This is a genomic window from Pseudorhodobacter ferrugineus DSM 5888 (assembly GCF_000420745.1).
Taxonomy (GTDB): domain Bacteria; phylum Pseudomonadota; class Alphaproteobacteria; order Rhodobacterales; family Rhodobacteraceae; genus Pseudorhodobacter; species Pseudorhodobacter ferrugineus.
In genome coordinates this window covers 1-14804 of record NZ_ATVN01000026.1, presented here as the reverse complement: position 1 = coordinate 14804, position 14804 = coordinate 1, and the positions used below count along the sequence as shown (strand labels likewise).

The following is a 14804-nucleotide window of genomic DNA, read 5'->3' as shown; positions in this document are numbered from 1 at the left end:
CGCACCTTAGGGGGCGGCTTTTTTTTATGCATGCAGAGCCGGTAGCAAGTGCTGACCAAAAGAAAAAGGCCGAGGCATTACCTCGGCCTTTGACGTTTAAAAAACCTGGGTGGCTTATTCGCGGTTGCCCAGGAACGACAGCAGGAACATGAACATGTTGATGAAGTCGAGGTACAGGCGCAGCGCACCCATGATCGCCGACTTGCCCAACCATGCCTGATCGGCATGCTGTGCGTGCTGGATATATTCGTTCTTGATTGACTGTGTGTCATAGGCGGTAAGACCCGCAAAGATCAGCACACCGATGGTCGAAATCGCAAAGGCCAGCGCCGATGAGGCGAGGAACAGGTTCACAATCATCGCGACGAACAGGCCAATCAGACCCATCATCAGGAAGGTGCCCATGCCCGACAGATCTTTTTTGGTGGTGTAGCCATAGAGCGACAGACCCGCAAAGGCGATCGAGGTGATCAGGAAGGTCTGTGCAATCGACGCGCCGGTATAGACAAGGAAGATCGACGAAATCGACAGACCCATCAGCGCGGCATAGCCGTAAAAGAACAGCTGCGCGCCGCTATAGGACAGACGGTTGATCGCGGCGCTGAACGCAAAGACCATAACCAATGGCGCAAACATCACCACCCACTTCAGCGGCGACATATACAGCGTCTGGCCAAGGCTAGTCAGCATTGTGCCATTGCCCAGCTGGACTGTGGCCAGCGCCGGATCAACAGTGGTCGCAAGCCCCGAAATTGCCCAAGCCGCAGCGCCCGTCAGCAACATGCCAACCGACATCAGGCCATAGACCTTATTCATATGGGCGCGAAGCCCCGCGTCGATCTGCGCGCTACGGGTGCCTGCGCCGACCGAATTGATGGTTTGATACTCAGCCATTAAAGCCTCCGTTAAAACTCTTGTCGGGTGGGTTTTTATCGTTCGAACCCGACTACCATGGAATATTGGGGGAGGGGGCCGCAATATCAAGTGTTTTGGTCAGTAAATCCGATTTTCCGGCATAAGATTTTTCGATTGGGTACAATTCCTTTGGGTTGCAACGGTCTAAGGCCGCGTTCGGGCAAAAAGAACGAATGCCGCGCGCGTGCGGGCCTTGATCCTGCGGGGCGCCACAGGCATCATGGTTTGGAATGGTGTTGTGCCTTTACCTCACGGATGCTTATATGTCGCGAAACCTTGATACATCTGCACTGCGCGCCGTTCTGGCGGTGGCCGATAGCGGCGGCGTGACCCGCGCGGCAGGTATTTTGAACCTGACCCAATCGGCCGTTTCCATGCAAATACGGCGGCTTGAGGAGGCGTTGGGCGTGCAGCTGTTCATCCGTGCCGCGCGCAAGATGGTGCCATCGCCCGAAGGCGAAAAGCTGATATCCTACGCGCGCCGCATCATGCTGTTGAATGACGAGGTGCTGATGCGGCTGGCGCCCGAAACCTTTGACGCTGAACTGCGGCTAGGCGTGCCTTACGATATTGTCGCCCCGCAAATCCCGACCATTCTGCGCGATCTGTCGATTGGCTATCCGAAAATGCGGATCAATCTGGTGTCATCTTACAGCCGGACCTTGAAAGAGGGCTATGCCGCGGGCGAATTTGACATGATCCTGACCACGGAATTTCCCGCGCCCGAAGGGGTAGAGGTGCTGTCCAAACGCCCGCTGGTTTGGATCGGGTCGCCCGATCTGCGCGCGGCCCGCGACCGGCCCTTGCGGTTGGCGTTCAAAGAAACCTGCTTTTTCCGCCCCGTCGCGCATGCGGCCTTGGATGCGGCGGGTATTCCGTGGGAAAACGCCTTTGACGGTGACAGCGAAACCGTGGTCGAGGCGACGGTCGCCGCAGGGCTTGGCGTGTCGGTGCGGATTGAGGGGCAAGTGGCGGCAGGCTGTGTGGCTATAGGTGCGCAGGCGGGGTTGCCCGATTTGGGGCATTCCTACATTTGTCTTTATGACAGCGGGCAGGCCAAGGGTGATTTGGCCGATGCCTTGCGGTCTGCCTTACAGGCGGGCTATGGGGCGGTGGCTAGGCAATGAGTATTTGTGCAAAGATGAAATGGCGGGGTCAGATTTCCGCGCGCATCTGGTAGCCGGGGGCGTAGGACAGGCGCACGGCAGTGATGGGCAAGGCGGCGGCCCATGTTGTGCGGTCGACGGTGAACAGGGGAGCCCCTTGCGGGCAGCTCAGACGTAGGGCGGTGGTGTCGGTGGCAAGGGTTGCGCCAAAGGCGAAATCCCCGCGTGAAAAGGCGGCGTTCTGCACCAGCCATTCATTCGCGCTGATCGTGGTCAGGTCTGCACTTACAATTTCTGGCACGGCCAGCGGATTGATCCAGCGATCCTCAAGGCAAAAGGGCGTGTTATCAGCCAGATGCAGCGCAAGGATGCGGATGAGGGGTGTTTTGGCTTGCAGCTTTAACGTGGCGCAGACGTCCGGCGGGGGCAGGGTCGTTTCGCGCGCCAGCAGGCGGTAGCCATAGGCCTGCCCCCGCGCCTCAACGTCCAGCCGGATGATCGGAATTTCCAGCGTCGCCTTGCGCACGGGGTTCAGCGGCACACGCGTACCCGCCTTGCGGCGGCGTTCCAGCAGGCCTGATTCGGCCAAATCCCGCAAGGCGCGGTTTACGGTGGCCCGCGCACAGCCCAACTCTTCGGCAAGGTCTGCTTCATGCGGGATTTGCCCGCCGGGCGGCCATTCGCGAGTGCGGATGCGGCGCAGCGCCTCGGCCTGTACCGATTGCCACGTGATGGCCGTCATTGGGCGCGCAGTTTGGTGATGGTGGCCAGATAGGCCGCCGTAATCGCATCAGCCGCAAAATGCCGCCCGCCAGTCACCAAATGCCGCCCCGCCGACCACAGATCGCTGACCATCCTGTCGTCGCCTGCAAAGATATACGCATCCAGCGCGGTATCGCCGCGATGCCCCGCCATATCGGGGCCTGCGCTGTTCAAGGCGACCAGATCGGCCAGTTTGCCCACCGCAATCATCCCCGCATCACGCCCCGCCGCTTGCGCGCCGCCTTGTGTCGCCCCTTCCAACAGCACGCGCCCTGTCGATTTATCGGCTGTGGCCAGTGCTGCGCGCGACCGATCCCGCAGGCGCTGGGAATAGTCGAGCGTGCGCAGCTCCTCGGCCAGTGAAATACGGATATTGCTGTCAGACCCTATGCCCCAACGTCCGCCCTGGGCGGTATAGGCCACCCCATCGAAAATCCCGTCACCCAGCGAGGATTCAGTGATCGGGCACAGGCCTGCCACCGCGCCGGACATTGCCAAACCTTTGGTTTCATGCGGCAACATCTGTGTGCAATGGATCAGGCACCAGCGGGCATCAACTTGCGCATTATCGAGCAACCATTCCACGGGCCGCGCGCCGCGATGGGCCAGAACCTCGTCAACCTCGGCCATTTGTTCGGCCAGATGCATGTGGATTGGCGCATCGGGGCGCAGTTGGGCCATAAAGGCCAAGCTGTCCACAGATACCGCGCGCAAGGAATGCGGCGCGACGCCCAGCACGGTATCGGCGGGCAGCCCCCGCAAGGCCGCCGCCGCCCCGTCCATCAAACGGGCAAACCTGTCGGGCGTATTGCCAAAGCGGTTTTGGCCTGCACCCAAAGGCCGCCCGTCACAGCCGCCAAATTCATACAGCACCGGCAGCAGCGTCAGCCCCAACCCCGTCTGATCCGCGGCCGCCGCAACCCGTTCCGCCATTTCGGCCAGATTGGCATGGGGCAGGCCATCTGCCGCATGATGCAGATAGTGAAATTCGGCCACCGCGGCATAGCCCGCTTGCGCCATTTCCATTTGCACAAAGGCTGCAATGGCCTGCACATCATCAGGGGTCAGCCGGTCCAGAAAGCGGTACATTAATTGCCGCCATGTCCAGAAACTGTCGCGCGGGTCGGGGCCGCGCCGTTCGGTCAGCCCTGCCATCGCGCGTTGGAACGCATGGGAATGCAGGTTGGTCGGCGCGGGCAGCAAGATGCCGACCCGCTGGCCTTGGGGCGGGGCGTCGGGTGTGATGCTGGCAATCCGGTCGCCGTGCAACGTGATCGCCACATCCTGCGCCCAGCCATTTGCCAGCAACGCCTGCTCTGCCCAAAGTACCGTCATTTGCTGACCCCTTTTTCTGCCTCTGCCCACGTTGACAGATTTAATATGTATGTACATAATAATCCAAACGCAAAAGGAATCAAGATGGAAATCGGGGCGGGGTTGGTGATATCGGGCGGCGCTGTGGCGGGCACAATGCAAGGCGTCATTGCGCAAGGGGCTGTGGCTGTGCAAGGGGGCGGCGTGGTCTGGGTGGGCCCGCAGGCCGATCTGCCCGCAGCCTTTACCGCGTGGCCGCAGCATGATCTGCAAGGCCGCTTGCTGACACCCGCCCTTATCGATTGCCACACCCATATCATCCACGGCGGCCACCGCGCCCGAGAATTCGAGCTGCGCTTGCAAGGCGCAAGCTATGAAGAGGTCGCGCGCGCAGGGGGCGGCATCGTGTCTACCGTCACGGCCACCCGCGCGGCATCGCTGGGTGATCTGATAGCGCAGGCCTTGCCGCGGCTGGATGCGCTGATTGGCGAAGGCGTGTCTTGTGTTGAAATCAAATCCGGTTACGGGCTGGATATGGAAACCGAACTGCGGATGTTGCGCGCCGCCCGCGCCTTGGGGCAGCTGCGCCCCGTGCGTATTTGCACCACATTCCTTGCCGCCCATGCGGTTCCGCCCGAGTACAAGGGGCGCGCCGATGCCTATATTGACGATGTTTGCATCCCCGCCTTGCGCGCCGCCCATGCCGAAGGTCTGGTCGATGCTGTGGATGGGTTCTGTGAAGGTATTGCCTTTGATACCAATCAGATAGGGCGCGTCTTTGATGTGGCTCGCGAACTGGGTTTGCCGGTCAAACTGCATGCCGAACAACTGTCGCACATGGGTGGCACGGCCCTTGCGGCCCAATACGGCGCGCTGTCGGTGGACCATGTCGAATACGCGACCGATGCCGATGCCAAGCTGCTGGCGACCAGTGGCACCGTGGCCGTTCTACTGCCGGGGGCATATTATGCCATCCGTGAAACGCAAATGCCGCCCGTGGCCGCCTTTCGCGCGCATGGCGTGCCGATGGCGCTTGCCACCGATTGCAACCCAGGCTCCTCGCCGCTCAACTCGCTTTTGCTGGCGATGAACATGGGCTGCACCCTGTTCCGCCTAACGCCAGAGGAAGCGTTGAACGGCGTCACACGCCATGCCGCCCGCGCGCTGGGCCTTACAGATACCGGCACAATCGCCGCGGGCATGCGCGCGGACCTTGCCATTTGGAACGTCGAAACATCGGCCGAGCTTGCCTATCGCTTTGGCTTTAACCCGCTACATCGGCGGATCTTTGGGGGCATGCTATGCAACTGACACCGGGTACAACAACGCTGGAACAGCTCGAATCCCTCTGGCGCAGCGGGGCCGCCGCCACGTTGAACCCCAACGCGCGGGCTGGGGTGGACCGCGCCTGCGCAAAGGTCGCCGCCGCCGCCGCTGGCACCGATGCGGTCTACGGCGTCAACACCGGTTTTGGCAAACTGGCCTCGGTGAAAATCGCCGCCAAAGACACCGCCACCTTGCAACGCAACCTGATCCTGTCGCATTGCTGCGGCGTGGGCGAGGCGCTGGATGCGCCCACCACCCGCCTGATGATGGCGCTGAAACTGCTGTCTTTGGGGCGCGGTGCGTCTGGCGTGCGCTGGAACGTGATTGCGCAAATCGAGGCGCTGTTGGAACACGGCGTCACCCCCGTTGTGCCGGCCCAAGGGTCGGTGGGCGCGTCCGGCGATCTGGCCCCCTTGGCCCATATGACCGCCACCATGATCGGCGCGGGCGAAGCCACCTATAATGGCACCCGCATGCCCAGCATGGACGCGCTGAATGCGGCGGGATTAAAGCCGCTTGTCCTTGGCCCAAAGGAAGGGCTGGGCCTGATCAACGGCACCCAGTTTTCCACGGCCCTTGCTCTGGTGGGCCTGTTCGACGGTTGGCGCAATGCGCAAGGGTCGCTGATCACCGCCGCCATGTCGACCGATGCAATCATGGGCTCCACCGCCCCCTTGCAACCCGAAATCCACACCCTGCGCGGCCACCGTGGCCAGATCGACGTGGCCACCGCCCTGCGCGCCATCATGGCAGGCTCGGTCATCCGTGACAGCCATGTCGAAGGTGATACCCGCGTCCAGGATCCCTATTGCATCCGCTGCGTGCCGCAAGTGGTGGGGGCCGCCGTGGACCTGCTCCGCTTTGCCGCGACGACCTTGGAAACCGAGGCGAACGCCGTCACAGATAACCCTTTGGTGGTCAGTGCAGGCATCATTTCCGGTGGTAACTTCCACGCCGAACCCGTTGCTTTTGCAGCAGATATCATCGCATTGGCCTTGGCCGAAATCGGGGCTATCGCCCAACGCCGCGTGGCGCTGATGGTGGACCCGACCCTTAGCCATGACCTGCCGCCTTTCCTGACACCTGCACCCGGCCTCAACTCGGGCTTTATGATCGCCGAGGTGACAACAGCGGCCTTGATGAGTGAGAACAAACACCTCGCCAACCCCTGTTCCACCGACAGCACGCCGACATCGGCCAACCAAGAGGATCACGTGTCCATGGCCGCCCACGGGGCCCGCCGCCTGATCCGCATGAACGAAAACCTGTCGGTTATCTTGGGGGTCGAGGCGCTGTGCGCGGCCCAAGGCATCGGGTTCCGCGCGCCTTTGCAAACCTCTGGGCCCCTTCAGGCGGCGGTCAAAACCCTCCGCGCCGTGTCGCCCGCGCTCACCGATGACCGCTATCTCGCCCCTGATATAGAGGCCGCAACCGCCCTCATCCGCTCTGGCGCACTAACTGCCGCTGCCGGCCTCACCGATTTCTCGCTGTAAAGGAAACGCCATGAACACCCGCCACAACACCCGCGATATCTATCCCGCCACCGGAACCGAGATTACCGCCAAAAGCTGGCTGACCGAGGCCCCTTTGCGCATGTTGATGAACAACCTGCACCCCGATGTCGCCGAAAACCCGCATGAATTGGTGGTTTACGGCGGCATCGGCCGCGCCGCCCGCACGTGGGAGGATTTCGACCAAATCTGTGCGTCGCTGCGCGATTTGAACGACGATCAAACCTTGCTGGTGCAATCGGGCAAACCCGTGGGCGTTTTCCAAACCCATAAAGATGCCCCGCGCGTGCTGATCGCCAATTCCAACCTCGTGCCGCATTGGGCGACCTGGGACCATTTCAATGAACTCGATAAACGCGGCCTTGCGATGTACGGCCAAATGACCGCTGGCTCGTGGATCTACATCGGCACCCAAGGCATCGTGCAAGGCACGTATGAGACGTTTGCCGAGGCAGGCCGCCAGCACTACGGCGGCAATCTGCGCGGCAAATGGATTTTGACGGCTGGCTTGGGCGGCATGGGTGGCGCGCAACCGCTGGCCGCCGTTATGGCCGGTGCCTGCTGTCTGGCAGTAGAGTCCGATGAAACCCGTATCGATTTTCGTATTCGTACCAGATACGTAGATGCCAAAGCTAAGAATCTGGATGAAGCCTTGGCGATGATCGCAGATTGGACTGCGGCGGGCGAGGCGAAATCCGTGGGCCTTCTGGGCAACGCCGCCGACATCTTCCCCGAACTGGTCAAACGCATGCAGGCAGGCACCGCACGCCCTGATATTGTGACTGACCAAACCTCGGCCCATGACCCGCTCAACGGCTATCTCCCACAAGGCTGGACGGTGGCAAAGGCAAAGGCAATGCGCGAAACCGACCCCAAAGCGGTGGAAAAAGCCGCCCGCGCCTCTATGAAAACCCATGTCGCCGCGATGGTCGACTTTTGGAACGCAGGTGTGCCCACGCTGGATTACGGCAATAACATTCGCCAGGTCGCGCTCGATGAAGGCTTGGAAAACGCCTTCGCTTTCCCGGGGTTTGTGCCTGCCTATATCCGCCCGCTGTTTTGCAAAGGTATCGGCCCGTTCCGCTGGGTGGCCCTGTCCGGCGACCCCGAAGATATCTATAAAACCGACGCGGCGATGAAAAAACTCTTCCCCGATAATCACCACCTGCACAACTGGCTGGATATGGCCCGCGACCGTATTGCGTTCCAAGGCCTGCCTGCCCGCATCTGCTGGATCGGCCTTGGCGACCGCCACAAAGCGGGGCTGATGTTCAATGAGATGGTCGCTTCAGGCGAACTTAAAGCGCCCATCGTCATCGGCCGCGACCATCTGGATTCAGGCTCGGTCGCCAGCCCCAACCGTGAAACCGAGGCGATGAAGGATGGCTCCGACGCTGTTTCCGACTGGCCGCTCCTCAACGCGCTTCTCAACACCGCGTCGGGTGCGACTTGGGTGTCGCTCCACCACGGCGGCGGCGTTGGGATGGGCTTTTCCCAACATTCCGGCATGGTTATCGTCGCCGATGGGACAGATGATGCCGCCCGCCGCCTGCACAATGTGCTGTGGAACGACCCCGCCACAGGTGTCATGCGCCACGCCGATGCGGGCTATGATGTCGCGCTCGATTGCGCCCGTGACCACAACCTCAACCTGCCAGGCATCCTGAAATAACCGCAACACCGGTCCCCCGCGTTCTTTTCGGCAAAAATATCCTCGGGGGGTCCGGGGGGCAGACAGCCCCCCGGCCTGTCTCACAAGAAAAGGCCAAAACATGCACTACGCCCCCGCCACCGACCCGTGCCCACTCCCCTTCAGCCCGTTCAAAAGCTGCACCGTGCCGCGCCCGATCGGCTGGTTGTCCACCATCAGCTGCGACGGCCGCGCCAATCTTGCCCCCTACAGCCAATGGCAAAATCTCACGTTTGACCCGCCGATGGTCATGTTTGCCGCCAACGGCTACCCCGATGGCCGCCGCAAAGACACGGTGATCAATGCACAGCAAACGGGTTGGTTTGTTTGGAACATGGCAACCTTCGCCTTGCGCGATGCGGTCAACCTCTCGGCCCAAGCGCTGCCTTACGGGCAGGATGAATTTATCCATGCGGGCGTCACCAAAGCGGCTTGTATCGACGCGCCGGGCCCGCGTGTCGCCGAAAGCCCCGCGCATTTTGAATGCAAATATATCTCTACCACGCAGCTGCCGGGCAATGGCCCCGTGGGCACCGTCGATGTGGTGTTTGGCCAAGTTATGCGCATCCATGTCGCCGATCAGGTCATCCGCCCCGATGGCAAGCTGGATATCGCACAAATCCAGCCGCTCGCCCGCATGGGCTATTACGATTATGCCACCATTACGGAAACATTTGAAATGCGCATCCCCGGTGACAACAGCATCGCCGATGCAGGGCTAGAAGGGCGCGTCCGTTAAGACGCGCCTACACTTCTAATTGTCAATCCGAGCGCCCATAATCGCAATCGCCTCTTGGTACACGCTCGCCGCGTTCCATTCATTCAATACGGCATAGTTCGGCTGGCCCTTTTGATAGCCTTGCCCCGGTTTCCACCCCTTTTTGCGCAGATAATTCGCGGTCGAGGCCAGCGCATCGGTGCGGTTATTCAAATCAACCTTGCCATTACCATCCCCGTCAACCCCGTATTTCAGCGCGTTGCCTGGCAAGAACTGGGTATGTCCCCATTCGCCATGCTTGGCCCCGGTTGAATTGGCGGTGATCGACCCGCGATCCACCAACACCAGCGCCGCCATCATATGCGGACGAAAGAACGCAGACCGCCGGCAATCATAGGTCAGGGTTGAAATCGCCGCCACGATATTGGTGCTGCCCATATAACTGCCAAACGCAGTTTCCATCCCGTGAATGGCCACCAACACCCCCGCAGGCACGCCGTACTGGCTCTCTAACGCGTTGAACAGTTTAGAATTCTTTGCCTTATGTCCGCGTCCTTGCTTTACAATCGTATCGGCGCCGCGCACCTGCATGAACTTGTCGATCGTGTATTTGAAACTCTTTTGGTTGCGATCTGCCGCAATGGTCTCTTTGGAATAGCTGGTCGCCATCAACGCCTGAATGCCCTTGGCCCCAACCCCTTGCGCCGCGGCCTCGGCTGCAATCTCGGATTTCCAGGTCTCATACCCGCCACCCGAATTGGAACAGGTCGCAGCCAGCGCCGTCCCCCCGCTTGCTGTCGCCAAAGCCAGCGCCATCACCATTTGTCTTATAACCGACATCTTCACACTCCCAAATCACTCGTTGCGCAAGTTTACGATGAACCCGCCGCTGTTCAAGGGCAAGTTTCGGATGTGCGGGTCACGTCTTGGAAAGAATCCAAAACGGCAGGCCGACATCTACACATAATTATCAAATAGTGCGGTCAAGACTCCAGAAAGCAGCCTCGCAAAGGGGGCTGAAACCTTTGATCGAATCAATTGCTTGTCTAAAGGCCGGGAGGCTGGGCCCCGTGTGGAATTGCATGTTTTTTTGGCTCGATTGTTCCACCGATTTCAACCTTTCGCTGACCAAATAGTGGTGCGGCTGGCAAGCCTGTGGCGGGCAACGGAAGCTTGCGTTTTGAACTGTTTGGCCTGAACTGTGCGCAGTCGGATCGTGCATTTATGCCGACCCATACCTTGGCGGCAAAGACCGGGCGACACTATCAGCGAATAGATTTTGCCCGTTGCAGCATTTTCCAAACCCCGCGGCGCGCGACGGGATCCCCCCACCAGCACGCGCGACAAGGCGCAAATACGGGCGATTGCCTGACCCCACGAATGCGACCGGGTGCCAATGCCAAAAACCGTCAGAGCGTTCGCATTTCGTCATGCAAGGGGCCCGTGGCAACGGCATCGGCCGTAGCGGTGCGAAAACCGTTCAGGTTCGGCCCTTCGACCACTGCGCCGATTCAGTCAGAGAATTGATCCATCAGCAGACTTGCCAAGGCATGGCGCGGCATCACTTTTGGGAAAAAAGCACCGAGTTTGAATCCGGCCGGACCGGCCTCCGCTGCCGATGTGATGGTGAAATGGTTTTGTGTGTCGCCGCAATGGGCAAGGACCGCCGCAAAGCTGAGGGCATCCGTCCCCATGGCCGTGATGATGGCGCTGCGCATGGCATCAAAAAGGCTGGCTTCATTACTCATTCTGGCCGCTTACCAGCCGCCAAAACGCTGCCAGGTCTGCAACGGGCCGCCATCGGGCGAAAGCACAGTGTAGCGGTCATACTGGGCGGCTGTCGCACAGGCGTGGTTGGGCAAAATACGCAACAGCGTTCCAACAGGCAAATCTGGCAATGCGCCTTTTGCGCCAGGGCGCAGCGAAAGGATACCGTGTTCTTGATTGGCCCCGCTGATGATCAGATCGGGCAGGATCCGCCCATCCGCGTCACACACCAAACCGTAACCATGATCTACATCTTGTGTCGCAGTACCCCTGTCACGCGACATTGCCATCCAGCCAGCATCGATCATGATCCAGCCCTTGTCCTTCTGGTGCCCGATAACCGATGTCAGCACCGTGAGCGCAATATCCTCTAGTCGGCAAACATCGATGCCAGCCATCACCAGGTCAAAGAACATGTAGACCCCGGCGCGCAACTCGGTCACGCCAGACAAATCGCGGGCGCTATGGGCCGTCGGTGTCGACCCAACGCTCACAATGGGGCAGGGCAAACCTGCACCTCGCAAGGCATCTGCCGCGCGAACGGTTGCGCTGCGCTCTTGCTCGGCAAATGCGGCATGGGCCGCCTTACCCCGCACGGTATAGCTTTCGCCGGCATGGGTCATGACGCCGCGCAAGCAGCCCTGTGCATGCAGGATGCGGCCTATATCGATCAGTGCCGCCTCATCTGGCTGTCGCCCGCCGCGATGGCCGTCACAGTCAATCTCGATCATGGCAGGCACCCCCGCTTGTGCAACAGCTTGTGCCTGTTCGACGTTGTCTAGGATAACAACCAGGTCACAGCCCTTTGCACGCAACGCTTGCACGCGCGCCAGTTTTTGCGGGGCAATGCCCACGGCATACAGGATGTCGAGAAAGCCAGCGGCATGGAACGCCTCGGCCTCGGCTAAGGTGGATACGGTGATCGCACCTGCCATACCTTTGTTCAGACGCCGCGCAACCTCGACCGACTTTGCGGTTTTCAGATGCGGCCTCAGCGTCACGCCAAGCTTTTGCGCACGCGCCGCCAGCCGTTCGATGTTGCGCATCATTTTCGCGTCATCGAGCAGCAGCGCGGGGGTTGAAAGTCTGTCAAAACGGGTCGCTTCGGCGGGCATGGTGGGCTCCTTCTCTTTGCGGTGCATGGACCATGCATCAATTTCACAGTCTGAATAGCCCCTAGATTTGTAAACGCCTTGCTTGGTAATTTTGGAAGCAAGGAGGACGCGATGTCCGGAGCTAAATTCACAGATGAGTTCAAGCGCGATGCGGTGGCCCAAGTCGAGGATCGGGGCTATCCGGTGCGCGATGTGGCCGAGCGATTGGGTGTCCGTTGGCTGACAGGCGCATTGCGAATGCAATCGCCGAGAAGCAGCACCAAGTCGATCTACAGTTGGCAAAAGCTGTTTTCGCGGCCCGCGAAGGTGATCAAAGAGGTCGATGCCCAAGCCGATGAGATCCGCCGTCTGAAGCGCGATCTCGTTAGGTTCACGGAGGAACGGGACATCCTAAAAAAGGCGACCGCATACTTCGCCAGGGAATCCCCCCTCTCGCGGATGTAAACATCCGCTGCCCGTTGCCTGACAGGCGTGTTTATCGAACATCGCCTTACCAAGCCAAACCATCCGTGGACCATGGTCAGGTAGAGCGCATGAACCGCACAATCAAAGACGCGACGGTCAAGCGTTTCCACTACGACGACCACAACCAACGACGCACCCATCTCGCGGACTTCATGGCAGCCTACAACTTCGCTAGCAGCCTCAAGACCCTCGGTGGGCTCACACCCTACGAATACATCTGCAAGATCTGGACTTCAGAGCCAGATCGATTCATCCTAAATCCGATCCACCAGATGCTGGGACTGAACACCTAGCGATCCGTGCCCTGACTATGGCCATTGCGCTGCGCAGGCCGCCCAAAGGCTGCATTTGTTACCCGGCAGGCGATTACGGAGTAATCTGCCGAGAGGGCACCATACGGATAGCGGCAGCCAATACTGTTCGCACGACTATCAGAATATCCTGGGAAGACACGGCCTAACAGCATCCATGAGCGCAAAGGACAACTGTTTTGATCGAGCGATAGGCGCCACTGGTTCAAGCCCAATGGCGAGGGCAGCGGTCCAGAGCTTTTTCAAATCCCTCAAGGCGGAAATGGTCTGGCGCAGAAACTGGCAGACCCGCAGAGAGGTCGAAGTTACCCTCTTGCCCTCTCATGGTTTGCAGGCAAACCATGAGAGGGGAACGGAATACATCAACAGTTTCTACAACCCGCAACGCAGACACTCAGCTTTGGGCTGGAAAAGCCCCGTGGCATTCGAACGAAAGGCCGCCTAACATGAGCACCTGACCGGAACAGAACCGCGACAGGTCCAAAAGGGTTTGCAGCGGCAGGTCGGTGTAGGTGTGGCCTTTCATCCTTTGTCAGCAGCATTCGTATGCTGGCCAACGCCCCCTAACCGCTCGGCCACCTCGCGCTTGAACTCGTCTGTACATTTTATTTTGGACATCTCGTCCTCATCGTTTCAGAGCTTGCCAAGCAACGCGTCTAAAAACTCAGGGGCAATTCAGAAAGAGGGTCTATCCTTGCCCATTGCCCCCGAGCTTCGGACGTAAATGTTGCTTTTACCAGATCCGGACTTGGCCAAGAGATGACTTTCTCTAGCTCGGGCGCAAGTTCTTTTATAATTTTGCGATCACTTTGCAGAAACATCAAGCTTCTAGGCGAGAATAAGACATCTAACACATATTCGGCGCCCGCCGTTTGTGGTTTGACTATTATAAATGCCCCCGAGCGTCGCAATTTTAATGCTACAGCCTCTGCCACCAATTCAGAGCGGAAGTTGATCCGAAAATGCTGAAAGTCATCTCGTATTACAGGAAGTGCGACACTGTCCATCGCCCCAGATTGCATGGTATTCAACACAGGCTTGTAATCGAACATCGCGTTGTTAAATTTGTTGAAAGTACTTTTTGGGAAATAGAGGTCAATAATCGAATCGAAAGGGAGCATACCCGCCGACGCCCCCAAATCCGGGAACACATGTTGGGAAAAATTCGGGCGTTCATTTATTTCCAAGATGAATGAGCCAGGCGTATTTTCGTCATCTGATATGACGATATCAATTCCGGTGACAGGCAGGCCGATTGCCTGTGATGCCGAGATGACCACTTGCTTCAAACTGTCGTTCAATAAATGCGTTGCCGTCTCGAATTCGGCACCATGGCGATTATTGCGATAATGCCACAGCGTAACTTTCTCTCCGTCGCGGGGTATATCAGAGGTCTTTTTTCCACTTTTTGCCAAGTGACCCTCTGCTTCTTGTTCAAGATGAATTCGTTTCGGATAGATAAAAGTCTCGAATTTTTTATTTTTTAGATCTACCAGCTCTGCGATCGTATGAACGCCGTCGCCCACCACGTTCGGGGGATTCCGAATGTAGGCTCCAACGACCTTTCCGCCGACAACGGTTATGCGCAGCTCAGTTCCCGAGATATATTCCTCTACAATGAGCTTACTTCTCTTTGACTTCTGTACCTCCGCAATCACTTGCGCTTCGGTCAAATCAAGAAATACATCTTCGGCCAGTGAGGCATCCATGGGTGTTGATTGTCACTGAGAACTGACCCGGCATTGTCACCGCGATTTGACCCACCCATTAGTTATGTTCTCTATGTCATGATGGCGTCAATGCT

13 protein-coding genes and 3 pseudogenes are annotated in these 14804 nt (G+C 59.0%); 8 read left to right on the top strand and 8 right to left on the bottom strand.

From position 1 onward, the window contains the following. Positions 1-114 precede the first annotated feature (114 nt). Positions 115-894: a Bax inhibitor-1/YccA family protein gene (locus G560_RS0117100; RefSeq protein ID WP_022705512.1), complete on the bottom strand. Its 780-nt coding sequence runs from the start codon at positions 892-894 to the stop codon at positions 115-117. A gap of 284 nt (positions 895-1178) precedes the next feature. Between G560_RS0117100 and G560_RS0117095 the strand changes: the two genes are divergently transcribed. Then, positions 1179-2042, top strand: a complete 864-nt coding sequence (locus tag G560_RS0117095) for a LysR family transcriptional regulator (RefSeq protein ID WP_028914229.1) — start codon at positions 1179-1181, stop codon at positions 2040-2042. A 28-nt stretch (positions 2043-2070) separates the two neighbouring features. Here the strand turns inward: G560_RS0117095 and G560_RS0117090 are convergent, their stop codons facing one another. Continuing rightward, complete coding sequence (locus G560_RS0117090; protein ID WP_022705510.1) at positions 2071-2763, bottom strand: histidine utilization transcriptional repressor HutC; 693 nt, start codon at positions 2761-2763, stop codon at positions 2071-2073. Then, entirely contained in the window at positions 2760-4118 is a 1359-nt protein-coding gene (locus G560_RS0117085; protein WP_022705509.1) for a formimidoylglutamate deiminase, read from the bottom strand. Before G560_RS0117085 ends, G560_RS0117090 begins: the two co-directional genes overlap by 4 nt. A 135-nt stretch (positions 4119-4253) precedes the next feature. Between G560_RS0117085 and hutI the strand changes: the two genes are divergently transcribed. The 4 genes from hutI to G560_RS0117065 all read left to right on the top strand — a co-directional run bounded on the left by hutI (position 4254) and on the right by G560_RS0117065 (position 9363). Beyond that, the gene (gene hutI / locus G560_RS0117080) at positions 4254-5408 is read left to right on the top strand and encodes an imidazolonepropionase (RefSeq protein WP_197082897.1); all 1155 of its coding nucleotides are present in this window, start codon (positions 4254-4256) and stop codon (positions 5406-5408) included. Next, positions 5399-6916 (top strand): histidine ammonia-lyase, encoded by a 1518-nt coding sequence (hutH, locus tag G560_RS0117075; RefSeq protein WP_022705507.1) that lies wholly within the window; start codon positions 5399-5401, stop codon positions 6914-6916. The genes hutI and hutH overlap by 10 nt, the downstream gene beginning before the upstream one ends. 10 nt (positions 6917-6926) lie before the next feature. Beyond that, positions 6927-8606, top strand: coding sequence for a urocanate hydratase (gene hutU / locus G560_RS0117070; RefSeq protein ID WP_022705506.1), 1680 nt, complete (start codon positions 6927-6929; stop codon positions 8604-8606). Positions 8607-8706: 100 nt separating this feature from the next. Then, a complete protein-coding gene (locus G560_RS0117065; protein WP_022705505.1) occupies positions 8707-9363 on the top strand; it encodes a flavin reductase family protein in 657 nt (218 codons plus the stop codon). A gap of 15 nt (positions 9364-9378) precedes the next feature. On the opposite strand, the gene G560_RS0117060 is transcribed toward G560_RS0117065, so the two are convergent. The 3 genes from G560_RS0117060 to G560_RS0117045 form a co-directional block, all read right to left on the bottom strand. Then, positions 9379-10164 (bottom strand): lytic murein transglycosylase, encoded by a 786-nt coding sequence (locus tag G560_RS0117060; protein ID WP_155947378.1) that lies wholly within the window; start codon positions 10162-10164, stop codon positions 9379-9381. Between the two features lie 689 nt (positions 10165-10853). Continuing rightward, positions 10854-11090 carry a hypothetical protein gene (locus G560_RS0117050; protein WP_022705502.1) on the bottom strand — a complete coding sequence of 79 codons (237 nt, stop codon included), beginning with the start codon at positions 11088-11090 and terminating at the stop codon, positions 10854-10856. A 9-nt stretch (positions 11091-11099) separates the two neighbouring features. Beyond that, positions 11100-12224, bottom strand: coding sequence for a DSD1 family PLP-dependent enzyme (locus G560_RS0117045; protein ID WP_028914224.1), 1125 nt, complete (start codon positions 12222-12224; stop codon positions 11100-11102). Between the two features lie 111 nt (positions 12225-12335). On the opposite strand from G560_RS0117045, the pseudogene G560_RS0117040 reads away from it, so the two are divergent. From G560_RS0117040 to G560_RS20830, 3 pseudogenes are all read left to right on the top strand, one after another. Continuing rightward, positions 12336-12646, top strand: a pseudogene (locus tag G560_RS0117040) (transposase); the annotation flags it as partial. A gap of 55 nt (positions 12647-12701) precedes the next feature. Beyond that, positions 12702-12982: pseudogene (locus G560_RS20075) on the top strand (integrase core domain-containing protein); the annotation flags it as partial. Further along, positions 12979-13445: pseudogene (locus G560_RS20830) on the top strand (hypothetical protein); the annotation flags it as partial. The pseudogenes G560_RS20075 and G560_RS20830, both read left to right, overlap by 4 nt. Here G560_RS20830 and G560_RS21680 read toward each other — a convergent pair. Both G560_RS21680 and G560_RS0117025 read right to left on the bottom strand, forming a co-directional pair. Further along, positions 13395-13526 carry a hypothetical protein gene (locus tag G560_RS21680; protein ID WP_280513726.1) on the bottom strand — a complete coding sequence of 44 codons (132 nt, stop codon included), beginning with the start codon at positions 13524-13526 and terminating at the stop codon, positions 13395-13397. The pseudogene G560_RS20830 and the gene G560_RS21680 sit on opposite strands and share 51 nt — an antisense overlap. Positions 13527-13656: 130 nt before the next feature. Beyond that, the gene (locus tag G560_RS0117025; protein WP_022705499.1) at positions 13657-14709 is read right to left on the bottom strand and encodes a hypothetical protein; all 1053 of its coding nucleotides are present in this window, start codon (positions 14707-14709) and stop codon (positions 13657-13659) included. Between the last annotated feature and the right edge of the window lie 95 nt (positions 14710-14804).